General features: G+C 60.1%; 10 protein-coding genes. 6 read left to right on the top strand and 4 right to left on the bottom strand.

Annotation, left to right across the window (positions count from 1 at the left end; genetic code table 11):
• Window positions 1–353: 353 nt before the first annotated feature.
• Window positions 354–1,121 (bottom strand): siderophore-interacting protein, encoded by a 768-nt coding sequence (locus GIR22_RS06880; RefSeq protein ID WP_154742588.1) that lies wholly within the window; start codon window positions 1,119–1,121, stop codon window positions 354–356.
• Window positions 1,118–1,690 (bottom strand): PadR family transcriptional regulator, encoded by a 573-nt coding sequence (locus GIR22_RS06875; RefSeq protein WP_154742587.1) that lies wholly within the window; start codon window positions 1,688–1,690, stop codon window positions 1,118–1,120. The genes GIR22_RS06880 and GIR22_RS06875 overlap by 4 nt, the downstream gene beginning before the upstream one ends.
• Before the next feature lie 522 nt (window positions 1,691–2,212).
• On the opposite strand from GIR22_RS06875, the gene GIR22_RS06870 reads away from it, so the two are divergent.
• The 6 genes from GIR22_RS06870 to GIR22_RS06845 all read left to right on the top strand — a co-directional run bounded on the left by GIR22_RS06870 (window position 2,213) and on the right by GIR22_RS06845 (window position 9,311).
• On the top strand, window positions 2,213–2,713 hold the full coding sequence (locus tag GIR22_RS06870; protein ID WP_154742586.1) for a CS1 type fimbrial major subunit: 501 nt from the start codon (window positions 2,213–2,215) through the stop codon (window positions 2,711–2,713).
• 117 nt (window positions 2,714–2,830) lie between these two features.
• Window positions 2,831–5,350, top strand: coding sequence for a TcfC E-set like domain-containing protein (locus tag GIR22_RS06865; protein WP_154742585.1), 2,520 nt, complete (start codon window positions 2,831–2,833; stop codon window positions 5,348–5,350).
• A 31-nt stretch (window positions 5,351–5,381) separates the two neighbouring features.
• Window positions 5,382–6,632 (top strand): hypothetical protein, encoded by a 1,251-nt coding sequence (locus GIR22_RS06860; RefSeq protein ID WP_154742584.1) that lies wholly within the window; start codon window positions 5,382–5,384, stop codon window positions 6,630–6,632.
• A gap of 81 nt (window positions 6,633–6,713) precedes the next feature.
• Entirely contained in the window at window positions 6,714–7,472 is a 759-nt protein-coding gene (locus GIR22_RS06855) for a molecular chaperone (protein ID WP_154742583.1), read from the top strand.
• 5 nt (window positions 7,473–7,477) lie between these two features.
• Window positions 7,478–7,960, top strand: a complete 483-nt coding sequence (locus GIR22_RS06850) for a CS1 type fimbrial major subunit (protein WP_154742582.1) — start codon at window positions 7,478–7,480, stop codon at window positions 7,958–7,960.
• A gap of 109 nt (window positions 7,961–8,069) precedes the next feature.
• On the top strand, window positions 8,070–9,311 hold the full coding sequence (locus GIR22_RS06845) for a hypothetical protein (protein ID WP_154742581.1): 1,242 nt from the start codon (window positions 8,070–8,072) through the stop codon (window positions 9,309–9,311).
• A 75-nt stretch (window positions 9,312–9,386) separates the two neighbouring features.
• Here the strand turns inward: GIR22_RS06845 and GIR22_RS06840 are convergent, their stop codons facing one another.
• Both GIR22_RS06840 and GIR22_RS06835 read right to left on the bottom strand, forming a co-directional pair.
• Entirely contained in the window at window positions 9,387–14,486 is a 5,100-nt protein-coding gene (locus tag GIR22_RS06840) for an NEL-type E3 ubiquitin ligase domain-containing protein (protein WP_178122134.1), read from the bottom strand.
• Window positions 14,487–14,687: 201 nt separating this feature from the next.
• Window positions 14,688–17,777 (bottom strand): transglycosylase domain-containing protein, encoded by a 3,090-nt coding sequence (locus tag GIR22_RS06835; protein ID WP_154742579.1) that lies wholly within the window; start codon window positions 17,775–17,777, stop codon window positions 14,688–14,690.
• Window positions 17,778–17,960 lie beyond the last annotated feature (183 nt).

Raw genomic sequence — 17,960 nt, 5'->3', positions numbered from 1 at the left:
TGAGATTGCTGAAGGTCCTTCGGCCCTTATCGCAGCCTCGTGCCTCGGCAGCGGCTACAAAAAGAACCGTCGATCACCGATCCCCTGTAGCCGCTGGCGCAGCCTGCGATCGGCTGCGCAGCAGTCGTTTGGGCCTTGAGATTGCTGAAGGTCCTGCGGCCCTTATCGCAGCCTCGTACCTCGGCAGCGGCTACAAAAAGAACCGTCGATCACCGATCACCTGTAGCCGCTGGCGCAGCCTGCGATCGGCTGCGCAGCAGACGCTTGGGGCCTTGAGATTGCTGAAGGTCCTGCGGCCCTTATCGCAGCCTCGTGCCTCGGCAGCGGCTACATAAACCAAGCGATATACCGCGTTATTCCTCGTCGCTGCCTTCCGCGCGCCAGTAACCCACGGTCTTGAGGTACGTCTCATCGACCTGGTGCGCATCCAGCAGCACCCGGCGCAGTTGGCGCGATAGCTTGGTTTCGGTGGCGACAAAGCTGTACAGCGTGCCGCCGGGCAGGGTCAGGTTGCGCACGGTGTCGAGCAGATTATCCTGGCCACGCAGCACCCAGATCACTTCGACGTCGGCCGCGCTGTCCAGCGCCTGCTGTTCCGCCTCATCGGCGATTTCAATCACCGCCAGCACCTTACGCCCCGCCGGCAACTCTTCCAGGCGCCGGCCAATGGCAGGCAGGGCGGTTTCATCGCCTATCAGTAGATAGCTGTCGAAGATGTCCGGCACGATCATCGAACCGCGCGGCCCGCCGATATACAGGTGCTGGCCGACCTTGGCTTGTGCGGCCCAGGTGGCGGCGGGGCCGTCGCCGTGCAGCACGAAGTCGATATCCAGTTCACCGATTTGCGGGTCATAGCGGCGTGGCGTGTAGTCGCGCATGGCCGGCTGCGGGCCGTCGCCCTTGATGCTGAAGGTGGGGCTTTCCAATGCCGCTTGTTCGGCGGCGTTCTGTGGGAACAACAGCTTGATGTGGTCATCGCTGCCCAGGCTGACAAACCCGGCCAACTCAGTACCGCCGAGGGTGATGCGGCGCATGCGCGGGGTAATGTCGGCAATACGCAACACCTGCAGGCGCCGGCGCTTGATTTCGTGGGTAACGCGATGGATGACTTGCGTGTTCATTGAGCTTTCCCCTGTTCAGGTGGGACGGCCGAGCCGTCGACAATGGCCTGGGCGGTGGCGTTGAGCAGGTTCGCCACGCGGGTGATTTCTTCCGGTGTCCAGCGCCCGTGATGCATGTGCATCGCATGGCGCAGGTTATGCACGGCCTCGTGGATTTGCGGCGGGCGGTCATGCCCGCGCAGCGAACGCTTGCCTACTTCGATGCGCATGCGCAAGCCGTCGAGGGCCACCGTCTGCTCGTTTAGAAAGAAACGTCCGGCGTCGGTGATTGTGTAGCGTTTTTTGCCGCCTGCGGCGTCGCCGCTGATCAATTCGCTTTCTTCCAGGAAGGTCAGCGTCGGGTAGATCACGCCGGGGCTGGGGGCGTAGGCGCCTTCGAACAGGCTTTCGATGCGGCGGATCAAGTCGTAGCCGTGGCACGGCTGTTCAGCGATCAGCGACGGCAACAGCAGTTTCAGATCGCCCGGTGCGAAAACACGTGGGCCACGGCCGCCGCGTTCGCGGCCTGGACGTTTCTCGAAGCCATCATGGTCATTACCGGGGTCGCGGTGGTGGGGATGATCGCGCATGGCCGTTCCTCTTGGAGAGATTTAGACATAACTTAAGATATATCTTATATCTCGGATAGAGCGGCACGACCAACGGTCGGTTCCAGCGCTGCGGCGGATCAGCAATAACGTCTGGGCAAATAACGCTGGACGGCCGAATAATAATAGGCTTATAACTCTAATTAGAGTTAAAGCTCCACTTTAACTAAATTACTTTCATTCTGGCTTAATGGTTTTTGTGGTCTTGTTCTTACAGTTACTTTTCTGGCTTAAAGCAGGTTTGATATATGTAGTCCAATTCTTACGGATGCTTTGTTAGTTTTGGCAAAATGCCATCTTTTTCTTTCGAGTCCTGTTCCATTGGCTTTCCGGCCATGCGGAATAAGCCTGCATACCTATTTTTTCATTTGGTTGATCATTGTCCGGCGTTGCAGTAGTTCAACTAGTCGGCAACGTATTTCGTTGTAAGTCAGCTAAGGCCTTGTGCTTTTAATTCAACTTACCGACGAGCCACTCAATGTTAAAAACCTATAGGTATTGACCATGTTCAAGAAGTTTGCAATTGCTGCTCCATTGGCTGTTATGGCACTGAGTTCCTCGATGGCATTTGCTGCCGGCGAAGCCAGCCATACCGTCAATATCAAGGCGAACATTCCAACCACGGTATTCCACGCCCAGCCACGTGATCCGAACTGGGGTCGTGACGAAACCATGAGCTACAACCTGGTGAACGGCGTGCTGTCACCGTTGAGCGCGATCTACGACTTGCGCAACACTAATGGTTCGATCCACGCCTACATCGACGGTGGTCCGGCTGTATTGTTCAACGGTGATGTGGCGCAAAACATCCCACTGACCACCTCCCTGAACGGCGTCACCCTGACCGGTACCCCGCTGGAAGTGGTCAACGAAGCCGACTCCACCCCAGGCGTGGGCGCCGAACTGCGCATCGTCGCAGCCAAGCCTACGGCCACCCAGCGCGGTGCCTACACCACCGCCATTTCGCTGATGTTCGATGCGGTGCTGCCAGCTGTAAGCCTGTAATGGCAACGAATGCCCGCTGAGCCTCGCGCTTTCGGGCATTCACTTACAGGTCGGCTGGGGCTCCCCACTCCGCCGACCTGGTTTTGATCCCCTGTATCCTGGTCAGAGTATCCGCTCATGTTCCCGATGACTCCCATCGCGGCGACGCTTGCCCTTTTACTCGGTGCAAGTGCCCTGGCGACACCGGCATTCAGTGCGCCGACGCCGGGTAGCCTGATTGCACAAGCCCAGGGCCTGCCGGCCGGGTTTACCGATCACTTTTTCGACGTGCCGCTGGCGGTGCGTGTGGACCTCGATGAGCAATCGTTAGGCGAAGCCCTGATAGTTTTATCGCGTGACGACCGTGTGACGCTCCTCGAATTTACCGACACCGGCGACAGCAAAGTGTCGGCCGCGACCCGCGACACCTGGCAATCGATCCTGGAAAGCGGCGTGGCCCTGGGTGCCTGTACCCAGTCGTGCCCGCAACAACTGGTGTCGGCGTTCTACAACCTGGAAAACTCCCAACTCTCGATCATCACCCAGAACGTGGAGCGCACCAATGAAGCCCCACGCTTCTACGAGCAACCCGAAGACGGCAGCCTGGGCCTGATCATCAACAACCAGCTCAACCTCAACGGCGGCCAGGACCAGGACCTCGGCGGACGCTACGGCTTGCAAGCCAGCTCCAGCATCGGTAACTGGAGCCAGGTGTTCAACCTGCAACTGGCGCGCCAAAGCGGTGATGAAGAACAGTTGCGCCACGCGATCCACGAGCTTTATACCCAGCGAGAACTGGAAGGCCAGTTCTTGCGCCTGGGCCATTTCACCCCCAACTCCGATGGCTTGACCCGCCAACTGCGCAGCTTCGGCGCCAGCCCCGATACGGCGTTGGGCATGATGTACGGCAGCTCCGACAGCCTGGCCATCAGCAGTGCCAAGCCCAGCGTCTACCCCATCTACGTCACCGCCAACCGCCAGGCTGCGGTCGAAATCTACCGCAATGGCTTGCTGATCAATACCCAGGCCGTGGCCGCCGGCTTGCAGACCCTCGATACCCGCCCGTTGCCCGGCGGTATTTATGAAGTGGAAGTGCGCCTGATCGAAGACGGGATGACTGTCAGCACCACCCAGGAGCTGGTCTACAAACCGACCAATTGGCGTAACGCCGATGACCGCTGGCGCTACAACGTCTTTGCCGGGCGTGAAACCAAGTTGCTCAGCAACTGGGACGAACAGGCGTCGGGGGCGATCACCGCCGGTGCTTCGCTCAACTACTTGTTGCACCCGCGTGTGATCGTCGGGCTGTCGGCCCGTGAGGTGCGCGAGCAACTGCAATACGGCGGTTCGGTGGACTGGACGGTGGCCAACAACACTAGCGTCTACGCCAACCTCTACCAGACCAAAGAGCACGGCACCGGCATGGACGTGCAAGGGCTCTTCACCTTTGGCGCCACCAACCTGGTGTTCAGCCACAACCGCAGTTGGCTCGACACCCGCGACACCTACGAGACTCTGCCGGACGGCACGCGCCTGCGCCGCAATACCTTTGTCGGCCAAACCAGCAACACGGCGTTGTCGGTCAACCATCGGGTGGACGCGCAAAATTCCTTGAACATGCGACTTTCCCACAGCGAAGGCAATGTCGAAGGGGCGGGCCTGGACCTGGGCTGGAGCCGGCGTAGCGTTTTGCTGGGCAGCGACGCCAACTGGCGCTTCTCGCTGTTCGACCGGCCCGGCACCAGCGGCACCAATGACAAGCGCAACCGCGGTGTGGACGTGAGCCTCAGCTTGGCGCTGGGCAGCGATGGCCGGCAGATTTCCGGCAGCCTCGGCAGCCGAACCGCCCGTGACGGTGGGCGCGACAACAATGCCTCGGTCACCTACCGTCAGGACCTCACCGACCACCTGCTGCAAAGCGTTTCCGGCACGGCCATCACCGACACCTACGGCGTCGGCGTTTCCGGCATGGTCAGCTTCAGCACCGACGCGGTCAGCGGCGACGGTTTCCTACAACGCAGTTCCTACAACGGCGACCTCACCGGTGGCCTGAACCTCAACAGCACCCTGGTGGCCGGTGCCGGCAAGGTGTTGTTGAGCAGCCAGTACCAGGGTAATGGCGCGGGCATGATCATCGATGTGGAAACCGACCTGGACCAAATCGCCCTGCGCGCCGACGACCTCAGCGGCGGCAGCGCCGTGTTGCGTCCTGGCCGCAACTACGTGCCGGTGTCGGCCTACAAGAGCAGCAGCGTGAGCTTCGATTTCGATGGTAACCACCCACCGGCCGCCAACATCCAGCCGGCGCGTTCCAGCTACCACCTGAACAAAGGCGGAGTGGACTACCGCAAAATTACCGTGATGAAGACCGTCACCGTACTGGGCCGTCTGCTCGACGCCGAGGGCGCACCGCTCAAGGGGCATCACGTGATCAACCACGCCAGCCGTGGGGTCAGCGAAGTCGACGGGTTCTTCTCCATGGAAATGAGCGCCAGCGCGCCCACCCTGGAGGTGCGCTACCAGAACCGCCTGCTTTGCCAGTTCCGCCTGGACCCCTCCAACGCGCCGAATGAAAACGACGTGCTGATGATCAGTGACCTGCGCTGCACGCCGGACACCCTCGCCGATGCCACGTACAAGGCCGCAACCGCCGGTTGACGGCGGTTTGGATGACGGACCCGGAGTTCCCATGACTGTACTTGCAACATTGAAAAAAGCCCTGCTGCCGTGTGCGCTGGTCCTTGGCGCCGTTTCCTTCAGCCTGCCAGCGGTAGCGTTTGTCGAGGAAATTACCGCGACGTTTCGCCCCGATCCTTCGAACCCGTTGAGCAATAAATTCACCAATACCACGCCGCAAAGCGGGATGTGTGCCTGGCACGCCAATGCTATTGCGCGGTGCAAGGCGTTGGGTATTTTTGGGATTCGTTATGAAGGCTTCGCGGCCTCCTCGGTTATGCCTATACCGGCCAACCATGACGACCCGCGTAAAGCGGCCTATTTCAAGGTGCCCTCGTCCTGGCGCGATGTTCAGGTGACCCATGCGGGCACCGGGGCGACCGAGACCTTGCAGATGCGCATTGCCGCGATCGGTACGCGCTGGGACGTGCCCAGGCCGCCAGGCGTCAGTGGCTGGGCCACGCCGGCTAACGGCTGGAGCTATTACTGGTACGTCGGTGCCCCCCCGTGCCAGGGGATTGGTTACATTGCGGCGAGTCAAGCCTTTGCCTTGTTTTTTTGGACGGTACCGGAAGGTGCGGGGGCGTGCTTTGTAAAACCAGGCACTGAATTTCCGGGGATGCGCTACAGCCATATGGAGTACGCCTACGAGCTTAAAACCCCGAACCCATTGGGCATGGAAGCCGGTGAATACACAGGCTCCGTCAGCTACACCATGGGCCCCGGCGGCGATTTTGATTTTGGCGACGCGATGATTCCCACCGATAACATCGCCACGTTCAACTTCACCCTGGACGTGACGCACATCCTCAACATCGAGCTGCCACCGGGTGGCAACCGTGTCGAATTGCTGCCCGAGGGCGGCTGGCAAGCCTGGCTCAGCCAGGGCCGTCGACCGTCACGGCTGTACCGCGACCAGACATTTCGTATCGCCGCCAGCGGGCGCTTCAAAATGACCCTCGAATGCGGCCTGGTCAACGGCAACACCTGCGGCCTGCGCAATGGCCAAGGCGATGAAGTGCCGGTGCAGATCGCCGTGTCCTTGCCTCACGGCTTGAACGACCAATACGGCCAGGCGGTGAACAAGCTGCCACTGCGCCTGGACGGCAGCGGCACCGAACTGTTCCAGGCCACCCAGTACCTGAACAACCGCCCCGGCACCTTGCACTTTCAAATTGAGAAAGAGGACGTGGGCGAGGTGCTCAAGCAACCGGGCGCCACCTATTCGGGCGTGGCGACGGTGGTGTGGGACTCGGAAGTCTAGGCACCTTCGCACGTATTCGCAGCACTGGCCCTGGGCACTTTTGCCCCGGCCACCGCAGTCCATCAATGAGGCGTAGTAAACATGAAACATGCAGTGTTAGCGGTCGGGTTGTTCCTGTATTCGATGGCGGCCCAGGCCGGGCCGGCCATCAACGTCGGCGTGGTGTACGACTACTTGGAGGGGGACCGCAGCTCCTACCTCAAACGGGTGTTCAACAGTGGCACCAGCACCGCCTTTATTAAGATCAACGTGCTGGAAATTCTCTACAACGAAGACGGCACTTCCCGGGAAGTGCCGATCGCCTCGCTGACTGACGGCAAGGGCGCCACCACCAGCCGCGACGGCCTGATGGCCAGCCCGGCGCGCTTGATCGTGCCGGCAGGCGGGCGCCAGGGCTCGCGGTTGCTGTACATGGGCGAGCGCGATAAAGAGCGTTACTTCCGCGTGCGCTTTATCCCCGTGGTACCGGAAAAAGAAGACGATTTTGCCGTGACCGACCAGGAGCGCGCCGACTATAAGAGCAGCCTGGCGGCCGGGGTCAACGTACTGGCCGGCTACGGCACGGTGTTCTTCGTACGCCCCAAGGACACCCGCTTCGACACGCAGATCACTGAAACCACCGAGCGCTACCAACTGCGCAACGCCGGCAACAGCGTGGTGGTGCTGGACGAATTCCGCGACTGCTCCAAAGCCGACAAAGCCGAGTGTGCGCCCACCACCAAGCACCACATCTTGCCGGGCCGCGGGCTGTTCTTCGATAAAAAACCGAATCGCCAATACAGCTTCCAGATGATCGAAGGGCGCGACAAAAAACCGATGACGTTCGACAGCAACGGGTGATGACCATGTTCAAGCAACTGACACTGATCGGCGCGCTGGCGGCTTCGCTGCTGAGCGCTTCGCAGGCCTTGGCATTCCAGGAACGCCAGAGCTTCGATATCTCGGTGACCATTCCGGTCCATGAAGCTTACGTGCTGCCCTCAGAGCCCGACTGGATGGGCCAGGACCAGCAACTGGCCTGGAACCTGGTGACCGAGCAGCTCTCGCGGCTGCGCAAGAATTTTGATGTGAAAAACCTCAACGGCGGCGTGGCCGCGCGCTTGGGGGACATTCCGTACCTGTACAGCGGCCGCGACCGTATCGACCTGCACGTGCAGTTCAACAGCGTGCCCCTGACCCTGCACAGCACCGAAGTGGTCAACGCCGAGCAAGCGGGGGTCGGACGCCGCGCCGAGCTCGAGATCGCCGCGATCAAGCCCGAGGGCGGTTACCCGCCCGGTGACTACTACGGCACGGTGCATGTGGTTTTTGACTTCCTGGCACCGTGAGCGAGGCAACGATGAACGCTGTAATCAAGGGTTCTGGACCTGCCAGCTTGCCGCGCAACACGTCGCAACCGTCGATTAACGGCGTCACGAATGACGGACCGGAGTTCTCATGACTGTCATTACAACTTTGAAAAAAACCCTTCTGCCCTGTGCATTGGCGCTGGGCACCGCTGCCTTCAGCACCCAGGCGCTGGCCTTTGTCGAAGATATCACGGCGGTGTTTCGCCCCGACCCCACGAACCCGATGAGCAACAAGTTCACCAATACCACGCCGGAAAGCGGGCTGTGTCCTTGGCACGTTCCCGCCAAGTGCAAAGCGGTCAATACCTTCAGTATCCGTAATACCCAGTTCAGGGCTACTTCGAACGGACCGATACCCGCCTATCCGGACGATCCGCGCAAAAGCGCTTATTTCAAGGTGCCTTCAGCGTTCCGTGATGTACAAGTGACCCACCGGGGCACCGGAAACGTGGAGACGGTGCAGATGCGCATAGCGGGTATCGGCGGCGCCTGGGGCTTGGCCTATCCACCGGGTGTTTCGGCATGGGGCACGCCGAATCACTGGAACCAATACTGGTACGGAGCACCGGCACCGTGCATGCCGATCAACTATTTTGCGGCCGGGACAAACTTTGCGCTGTTTTTTTGGATCGTACCTGAAAACGCGGGAGCGTGCAGCGTGACCAACGGTACCGCCATTCCATGGATGAACTACAATCACCTTGAGTACGGTTATGAACTCAAGACCCCCAATCCCCTCGGGATGGATACCGGGGTGTATGAAGGCTCTGTGACCTACAGCATGGGCCCGGGGGGCGATTTCGATTTCGGCGACACCATGATCCCCAATGATAGCGTCGCCACCTTCAACTTCATGCTGACGGTGGAGCACCAGCTCAAGATCGACCTGCCCCCCGGCGGCAACCGCATCGAGCTGCTGCCCCAGGACGGCTGGCAAGCCTGGCTTAGTCAGGGCCGCCAACCGTCACGGCTGTACCGAGATCAGACCTTCATCATCGCTGCCAGCACCCGCTTCAAAATGACCCTCGAATGCGGCCTGGCCATCGTCAACACCTGCGGCCTGCGCAATGCCAATGGCGACGAAGTGCCGGTGCAGATCGCCGTGTCCATGCCTCACGGTTTGAATGATCAATACGGCCAAGCGGTGAATAAGCTGCCCCTGCGCCTGGACGGCAGCGGCACTGAACTGTTCCAGCCCACCTACTACGTGAACAACCGCCCCGGCACCTTGCACTTTGAAGTCAAGAAAGATGACGTGAGTGAGATGCTCAAGCAACCGGGCACTACCTATTCGGGCGTGGCGACAGTGATCTGGGACTCGGAGGTCTAACCACGGCCCTCCCGAGCCCCGGCATGATCAATTGCGTTCGCTTAACTGATCGGCATTAGCCCGCCGTGGCGCTTTTTACAGGCCTGCGTTTGTCATTGCCTGACGCGTCAGGTTGCGCTGCAATTCTTGGTAGGATTGCTCGACGGCGTCATACAGAACTTTACGCGTTGCGTCCGACATCGGTTGGTCAACCAGCACCGTGTCGGCGGAGATCGCCGCCCCCAGGTGGTTCAGGTGCTCGACCTGTGCGGTCATTTGTGTGCGCAGTTGCTCCTTGCGTTCAGGCGACGTATCGTCGGCGACCCACTCCTGGTGCGCTTCAAACACGTCCTCGAGTTCGCTGCCGGCGGTTTCGCGTGCGCTGTGTGCGGCCTGAAGCTGGCTGCGGTAGGTGTCTTCCAAGTAGGGACGCCAGAACTCGATCTCTTTAAGCATGCCGTCCACCAGTCCGTTGTTTGCCTCGGCCTTGATGACTTCGCGGTAGGCGCTGTCCAGCTGCGCCTGGGTGACCTGCGCCGTGTCGCGATAGACCATATGCTCGGACATCCAGGGCAGATCAAGACGTGTCTTGAGCGCGGTTTGATAGCCAAGGTAGACCTCTGTCTCATCGACACCTCCCTCGCCAAATTGCTGGCCTTCGCCTTTCGCGATGAGCTCAAGCCGGCGCTTGACCTCCGCCGAGATGTGCTTGTTGAGTGTGTCCAAGCGCCACTTTTGCTTGGCCAGACTGACCAGTTTGCCTTCGCGTACCGCCAGCCCGACAGCGCTAGTGTCGGCGAAGATATCGGCCAACATGACCTTTACCCCCATCGAATTGAAAATATTCGCGCCGGCATCGGGGCAGTTGGCGGGCGCGCTGGCATTGATGAACAGTTGCTGGCGCAACTCCGTGTCGCGGTCCATCGCAACCAGCATGTCCCATACCCGGCGCCTCAGGTCTTCGGCCCCCAGGTCATAGAGTTGCCTGTCGGCCGCGGTTTGTACCAATTCGGGCGGGCGGAGCATTTTGAGCACGTTGAAAAAACCTTCGGAGTCGCGCTCGTGCTCAAGATCGTCCCAGATGGCTTGCGCACCGCTGCTGGTCTCGGGGCTAAGCCCCGTCAGCCAGAACTGGAGATCGTCGGGATTGCCCGGCGGGATCACGCGATCAGGGTCTATACCCGAGGCCCGGCGGTAGTCGGCAAAGCGCACCCCATCGGCGGCGTCGAGTTGGGTTCTGTCCAGCCAGCTGCGCCCGACTACCCGCGCGCCGGGCGAGTCTGGCAGGTACTCTGGAATGGTTTTTATCTGCGTGTCGAGAAGGTCCAGTTCCAGGTCGCTTTCACGCGGCAGTTCGATCCCCTCCGGCCATTGGTTGATACTGGTTCTGCGCAGCACCATTTGCTGAAGATGGGGCATACGCCGCACGTCCGGCGCTACCCGCAGCTCTGCGTGGTCCTGCAGGTTCAGGCTTTCCAGGCCTTTGCATCGGTACAGAACCTCGAAGTCTTCGCTATCCCAGGGGATGGGATTGGCACTTATGTCCAGCTTGGTCAGGCGCGGCAGGGTCACCAGCTCCTTGGGTACTCTGTCGATCTCGTTGTCGCTCAGGTCCAGCGCCCGCAGGTTGGGAAAGTTTTCGAGAAAACCTAAGTCCCTGTGAGTAAGGCGTGTGTTATCGACTACCAAAGTAGTGACATGGTCAAAGTTGCTGCGCAAGCGGCCCATGCTGCGCATGTAGCGGCCCAGCACCAGTTCGCTCAAATCAAGCTTGGTGCCCGGCGGCGCCAGGCCGTCAGCCGAGAGTTCGCCCCGTGAACGGTTTTCCCAGCACAGTTTCAATTCGTCGATGATGCGATCACGCATCAGTTGTTCGTTCGCCGCAAGCATGCTGTAGCGTTGGCCGAACGTGGGCTTTTTTTTCCAGTCACTGAGGTCTTGCAGCAGGGTTTTTCTTTCGGCTTCCAGGCCACTGAGAATGGCCGGCCCGTTGTCCAAGGCATTGAGCTTTTGCACAAACTCCTGCGCGCGCGCCTCGGTCATGCTCGGAAACACCGCGCTGACACGCTCATGCAAGGCGGGAGGCTGGCTGCGAAACAGGTCGCGAAACGCACCCAGCATCGGCCGTTGCAGCAGGGTCTGGGTGATGCGCTCATCGGTTTGGCGCAGGGTTGGCTCTTCGATCACGGTACGCCGTACGGCAGGCTCGACCAGTTGGTCTTTGAGCCATAATTTGAACGCGCGTCCCTGGCCGGGTACATAGCCCTCGGAGGTCTGCGGCACCACACGCAGCAGGGCTTCGAAAAAGTCGTATTGCGTCGCTGGCGCCTTGCTTGTCGGGTCGTGAATCGCATAACGACCATTGGTTTTACGCAGCAGGATCTTTTGCGTGCCAGCGTCGGTGGGCCCGGCCTGGCAGCGCAATTTGCCGCTTGGCGAGTGATCATGCACGCTGATGCTCAGGTCGTTGAAGGTGTCAGTCTGCTGACGCAAGAGGTTCAGCGCCATGCGCTCGGTGTCCGCGGTGATCAGGTCATCATTGTAGAAACCCTCGAAGGCATGGCTGGCAATGGTTTCGTTTTCCAGCGCGGTTGCCAGGTTTTTCAGGCGCAGCGGGATGCGCTGTTCGTTGGCCATGATCGCCACTTCGCCGGGCGAGGTGCGCAGCATCAGTTTTTCCACCAGTTCAGCCGGCAGTTGCGGGAAGTGCTTTTTCAGCAGTTTGGCGGGGGCGCTGTCCAACACTTCGCTGGTGCTGTAGAGGTGGTTGAAGATCGCGGTTTTCTGCCCGGCCAGCTCATCGGCCAGTTGAGCACGCAAGGCACTGGTGCGGGCTGCCTGGGTCGGTGGCAATGGCTCGGGCAGCAGGGCTTGCAGCTCGGGCTCGGTCAAGAACGTCGTGAGCTGCTCGGGCAGCTTACCGTTGTCCAGATCTTGCTGGCTGATCTTCAGGCTGTGGGCCGCGTCGGCGTCCTGGGCGCCATACGTCAGGGGGGGGCCTGCCAGCTCGACATTGTCGAACACCTGGATGGCTTTATCCGATGGCCAGTTTTCAAATTCACTGCTCAATTGCGCCGACCAGTGGAACGATTCATCCGCAGGCTGGCCTGCGCGGATTTTCTCCGACAGGCTCGTGGCTTTGTCGTAAAGCTGCTGGCGTTTGAGGCTGTCGGCCAGCAGCGGTGGTGGCGGCTCAAGGTCGATGTACATTTTGCGCAATGCGTTTGGCCGGGTACCGCTGAGGATGCCGGCCTGTTCCACTTGCTCAGGTGTCAGCCCCTGGGTGGAGTGCCCCAGACGGCTGCGCAGCTTGTCGTCCTGCCAGCTCCAGGGGTCTTCGCCTTCGTGCACCCAGGCGCCTTTGCCATTGTGTTCCACCACGGGCGAATACGCTTGCGGGCGGGTAGGATGCTTGATCCGGTAGGTGTCGCTTTGGGCATCGTGGTTCAGCACATAGTGCTGGTCTTCCAGGGGCAACACCTTCTTTTGTTCATGGGCATGCAACCCTAGTTCGTCTGGTTTGGAGCCCTCGGGCAAGCGCAGATTCCGGTCGACGTAAGGGCTCAGGTCCGGGCTCCACAAGCGTGGCTTGTCATTGACCGTGACCGCGCGCATGCCGTTGACGAACGGTGAGGCCTTGAATATCACTTGGTTGGCCAGGACCCCACCACCGACCATGGCCAACAGCTGCACCACATCGGTGACTACACCGACAATGTGCTCGGCGGCTTCTTCGAATTGGCCCTGTGTCAGGTCAACAATACCTTCGATGAGATCGCTGGCCAACTGATAGGCGGTATAGGCCAGCATCAATTCTCCCAGGCCCGGCACGAAGGGCGCGGCGACCATCAGAGCGATGTTCAATATGTCGGAAAGTATTTTCGTGAAGTTGGCCCACCAGGCCCAGCGCGTATTGCTGTCGGCATCGGCGGTGGGCACGGCGATGGTGCGGGCGTCATTGAGTATCTTGTTCAAGGATGCCTGGTAGCGCTGCTTCCATAGGTCGCCGTGGATTTTCTGCGCGCTCATTTTGAGGTCGGGGTTGTCCACGGCGACTTCTAGCCAGGTCGGGCCCGGGTCGAGAGGGTCTTTTTTGCGCCATTTTACTTTGCACAAGCGCTGCTCCAACCCGGCGAAAAAATAGCCACGTTTGTCGTGACCAACAAATTGGCTGAAAAACTGGCGGTAGGTTTGTTTGGGCACCTGTTGGCTGGACTGCAGCACGGCGTTGGTTTGCAGTTTGCGGATCAAGTCGCGCATGAAGTCCTGGGGCGAGGCATATTCCTTGACCGGGCTTTCCGGGTCGTGGGGGATATAGGCGATCAGCCTCGACACGCGGGTCGTTTTCTCCAAATCGGCGGCAATCAACAGAACCCCGGTGAGCGGCGCTTCCAGCAGGCTTATTTGGTAGAACTGCAATCTACCGGGGTCTCCATCCAAAATGCGCATCAGCGCGCGGTGGCCGCTATCACTCAGGTCGTAGTAGCCCTGCGCGTCGGTTTTCAGCCGTGCCATATGCGCTGCGGCTTTGAGAGCGGCCTTTTGGCTGGCGATGACTTGGGTTTGCAGCACGGTAGTCGCGACGACATTGTCGGGCAGCAAGTAGTTGTTCAGGTGTTGCTGATAAAGTGTGCCCAAGTCCAGTTCCCGGCACAGCGATTTAAATGCTTCGATGGGCATTTTGTGATTGTGATGCAAAATAATAGAGTGCCCACGATAATCGGGCTTGCTGATATAACTTGAATCTTTTTCGAATGTTTCGCTATCGGCGAAGTTATGCAATGCCGCGTCGAGTAACGAAACAATACGGCTGGTGACACCGTTGGAAAAATCAACCGCGTACCACGGCAGTTTTTTTGGGATGTAAAGATGCAGGAAGGTGGTCTTGACGTCCAGGTCCAGATCGTACTTGTCGAGAATGGCGTTTTTGAGCAGCGGTTCGGCGAAGGCATAGGCGTCTTGCAAGTCGCTCAGTTTCTGATCTACGGCATTCTGGGTACGCCAGCCTTCGGCGTTGGCGGCTTTGAGGGCCTGGTGCCCGGAGGTATCGGCGCTGTCGTACCAGGGCGCTTTGTTCAGGCCGGCGGCGTGCAGCGCGTGTATTCGCGGTACGGCGGTGGAGGTCAACCATTGCGGCGCGACCTGTTGGATCAACGCGTAGTGGGGGCCTTTTTCAACACTTGGCGTTGGTGTCAATGCGCTAACTATTCTAAGTACGCGAAGCGTTGGAGTATTCGTTGGTTCAGGCATGCGTGTGGCCTTGATGGTGGGTTTAAACCATTAGCCTAACGCCGAACGTATTGAGTGAAACGTTCAAAGTGTGTGCACTTTCAAGCATTAATTAGTGATTGGCTTTGATTATTCAAATGCACGATTTATATAACTAATACCTTTTTTTTAATGGCCAGGCGGCGCCCCACAAAGTGTCGTAAGCAAGTAAGGGTTGAGAATCGGCGCCATGCCCTTGAGCACCTGCACCGGCAGCGCGGAAGTAAAACGGAATTGCTGCGCCAAACTGCCTGGCACGAAGGCCGTCAATGTGCCGAAATGGCGTTCGCCCAGGTAGAACACAAAGGTGGCGGTGCGGTTGATCGACCGGGAGCTGAGCACGCGCCCACCGGCGCCGATGGCTTCGATGCGGTTGTCGCCGGTGCCGGTCTTGCCGCCCATTGCCAGGGGCGTACCGTCGCCCCGCTTGAAGCTGCCGGCGACGCGTTTGGCGGTGCCGGCATCTACCACTTGTGACAGGGCCCCGCGCAGGGCGTGCGCCACCTCAATGGGCATCACGCGCTCGCCTTGATTCGGGGCGTTGACCAGGCGTGTGTCGTAGGGCGTACCTGCAGCGAAATGCAGGCTGTCGATACGCAGTGCCGGTAACCGCACGCCGTCGTTGAGGATGATCCCCATCAACTCGGCCAGGGCCGCAGGGCGGTCGCCGGAACTGCCGATAGCGGTGGCCAGCGACGGCACTAAATGATCGAACGGGTAGCCCACTGCTTGCCAGCGCTGATGGATATCCAGGAACGCTTCGATCTCCAGCATGGTCCGAATGCGGCTGTTCCTGGCGCTTGCGTGACGGCTTTTGAACAGCCAGCCATACACTTCCTGGCGTTCGAATTCGCTGGCCTTGACGATCTGGCTGAAGGTCGCCTCAGGGTGGTTGAGCAAGTAGCCGAGCAGCCACAGATCCAGCGGGTGGACCTTGGCGATATAGCCTTGGTCGGGCAAGTCGTAGGCGCCGGGGCCGTAGCTGGCGTAGAGCTTTTGCAGGCGCGTATCGTTGAGCTTTTCCTGGCTTTTGGCGCTGATCAGGTGTGAGCGCACGAACCGGTTGAAGGTTTCCTGATTGGCATCCGGCAGCAGGTAGCGGTGTACAGCTGCCAAGCGGATGGGCGTCGGGCGCAGGCTGTCGAGGAAGGTTTCGAGGCGTGCCTGGGTGTCTTTGTTGCGGTACTTTTTCCAGAACTTGAGCAGGAAGGCGGTGCCCTCGCGGTCGGCGAACCGGGCCAGGTATTCCTGGCGGCGCGGGTCGTGGTCGTCTTTGAGCAGTTGTGCGCTGTTGTTGGGGCCAGCGTAGGTGCTGTAACGCACCACGTCGCGCATCAGGCGAATGAACGGCAGGTTGATGGACTCACGTAGCGCATCACGCAAGGTCGGGTTGCGGCCGTTGTCCTGGGGGCGAAAGTTATGGAAGCGGTGCACGCCGCCACCGGTGAAAAAGCTTTCGCCCGGGCTTGCCGAATAGGTACGGTCGAGGGCAGCGTCGAGCATCGCGGGCAGTTGCTTGTCCGACGTGCGTAGCAGGTAATCCACCGCCCAGCGACTGAGGCGGTCCTGCTCGGCCACTTCGACCTGTTTCAATGCCTTCGTGGGCAACGCCGCGTAACGTTCATGCAGTTCGGCGACGATTTGCAGGTAGGTGGTGAGTACGCGCAGCTTGGCGGTCGAGCCCAGTTCCAGTTTGCTGCCTTCGTTGATGTCGAATGGCTGGTCGGTGTTGTCGGTTTGCACTCGCACCCGGGAACCGTCGTCACTGCGCTCGAACAAGGTAAAGCTGTAGCGCACTTGCGCGGTGGTGGCGGGCGTGAGCAAGCGTTCGCCGAGCAGGCCGACCTGGGCCGCGAAGCTAGGGTCGGCCAATTGCTTGAGGTAGGCGCTGACCTGTTGCTGCAGCTCACCCTGCAAGGTGCTGGTGGCCGATAGGTCCAGGCGATCAAGGTCGTACAACGGGCGATTGAGCAGCGCGGCCAGCCGACTGCGGGCGACACTGATGCCCTTATTGGTATCGATCATCTTGATCGTCGGCTGCCGTTGCCAATCGCGGTAGCTGACCTGGCTCGCCAAGGCTGCGGTCAACAGTGCCGGTTCCAGCACGCCGTTCTGCGCCAGCAGCCGCAGGTGGCTGGCGGTCAGTTGCGCCAGCTCGTCGCGCCCGTTGGTCAGGTAATAAGAAGGCCGGCGCTGGGCGATGATCAGCGACAGCACCTGACGCAACGCCAGGCCCTGTTGCGCCAGGCTGTGCGGGTCTTGGGCAGGCTGAGTCAAGGCTTGGTTGACCTGCACGAAGTCGGCGCCGTACCACACCCGCAACCCTTCGGCCAGGCCGTGGACTTCACCGTGACCGGGCACGGCCGACAGCGGCACGCTGTTGAGGTAGTCGCGCACGATGGCTTGCCGGGCCGCCAAGGTATCGGGGCCGCCGGCGTAGGCACGCACGCTGGCGGAGAGCATCTGGCGGATTTTTTCACCACCGCTTTGCGTCAGGCCATCCGGCGAGTGGCGGTATTTTTCCAACTGGGTCGCCAGGGTGCTGCCCCCTGCACTTTGGCCGGGCAGGTGCAGGCGCCTGGCGACTTGCGACCACGCGGCCATGGCAAATCGCGGCCAGTCGACCGCCGGGTTGGCCCGCGGGCGATGGATGTCCAGCAGGTCGCGGTTTTCGATGAATAACAAACTGTGCACCACCAGGGGCGGGATGGCGGCGAATTCACTGTAGAGCTGCTGCGGGTAGTTGAATTGATACAGGGGCATGGCACGGCAATCGGTGATCGACAGGCCTGCCTGGATTTTTTCGGTGTAGGGCACGAACAGGCCTTTGCGCGCATAGTCCATCAAGTCATCGGAAAAGCGCGCCTGCGCGGCGATCACATAATTGCGTTTGAGCAGCCGTGGCAGGAACTCATCAAGGTCGCTGTAGCCCAGGCGTTTGTCGAAGGGACCGGCGCCGGGATACACCACAGCGGTACTGGCACCTGGGGCCAAGTGATAGTCGAGATCGGCTGCCAGGCTGCTGAGTTGGCGGGCCTGCCATTTGGAGGTGTCCATCTCCCGCGACAGCGCATACCCGAAGGCCATGAGGGCCATCAACACAAGTAGCCAGAACAGTCGTCGCCAGTAACGGCGTGTGGAAGAATCTTGCGGCAAAGGAGCCGGATCGTCCGTATGGATCGCAGCCTTGCTCGAGTCGGTTTGCCGCAGAGCGCCCATAGTCGACTGATCCATTCACGCAGATTGATCGCACTTGTCTGAAGCTTAGACGGTGGCAGGCCTGTGGGAAAAAAATCTGTGGGTTCGCCTCATGTGCAAGCCGTTCGGCTGCAATCAGCGTTCGTAGCCGGGCAGGGTGCAGGCATGACGCTGCACCACGGCTGTGCAATACTCGCCGCCTTT

The sequence above is a fragment of the Pseudomonas karstica genome (genome assembly GCF_009707515.1).
GTDB lineage: Bacteria > Pseudomonadota > Gammaproteobacteria > Pseudomonadales > Pseudomonadaceae > Aquipseudomonas > Aquipseudomonas karstica.
This window is presented reverse-complemented; position numbering and strand designations above follow the sequence as displayed.

Excerpts from the sequence above, each read along its gene's own strand:
- GIR22_RS06880 (WP_154742588.1), bottom strand. The coding sequence starts at position 1,121 with ATGAACACGCAAGTCATCCATCGCGTTACCCACGAAATCAAGCGCCGG.
- GIR22_RS06875 (WP_154742587.1), bottom strand. The coding sequence starts at position 1,690 with ATGCGCGATCATCCCCACCACCGCGACCCCGGTAATGACCATGATGGC.
- GIR22_RS06870 (WP_154742586.1), top strand. The coding sequence starts at position 2,213 with ATGTTCAAGAAGTTTGCAATTGCTGCTCCATTGGCTGTTATGGCACTG.
- GIR22_RS06865 (WP_154742585.1), top strand. The coding sequence starts at position 2,831 with ATGTTCCCGATGACTCCCATCGCGGCGACGCTTGCCCTTTTACTCGGT.
- GIR22_RS06860 (WP_154742584.1), top strand. The coding sequence starts at position 5,382 with ATGACTGTACTTGCAACATTGAAAAAAGCCCTGCTGCCGTGTGCGCTG.
- GIR22_RS06855 (WP_154742583.1), top strand. The coding sequence starts at position 6,714 with ATGAAACATGCAGTGTTAGCGGTCGGGTTGTTCCTGTATTCGATGGCG.
- GIR22_RS06850 (WP_154742582.1), top strand. The coding sequence starts at position 7,478 with ATGTTCAAGCAACTGACACTGATCGGCGCGCTGGCGGCTTCGCTGCTG.
- GIR22_RS06845 (WP_154742581.1), top strand. The coding sequence starts at position 8,070 with ATGACTGTCATTACAACTTTGAAAAAAACCCTTCTGCCCTGTGCATTG.
- GIR22_RS06835 (WP_154742579.1), bottom strand. The coding sequence starts at position 17,777 with ATGGGCGCTCTGCGGCAAACCGACTCGAGCAAGGCTGCGATCCATACG.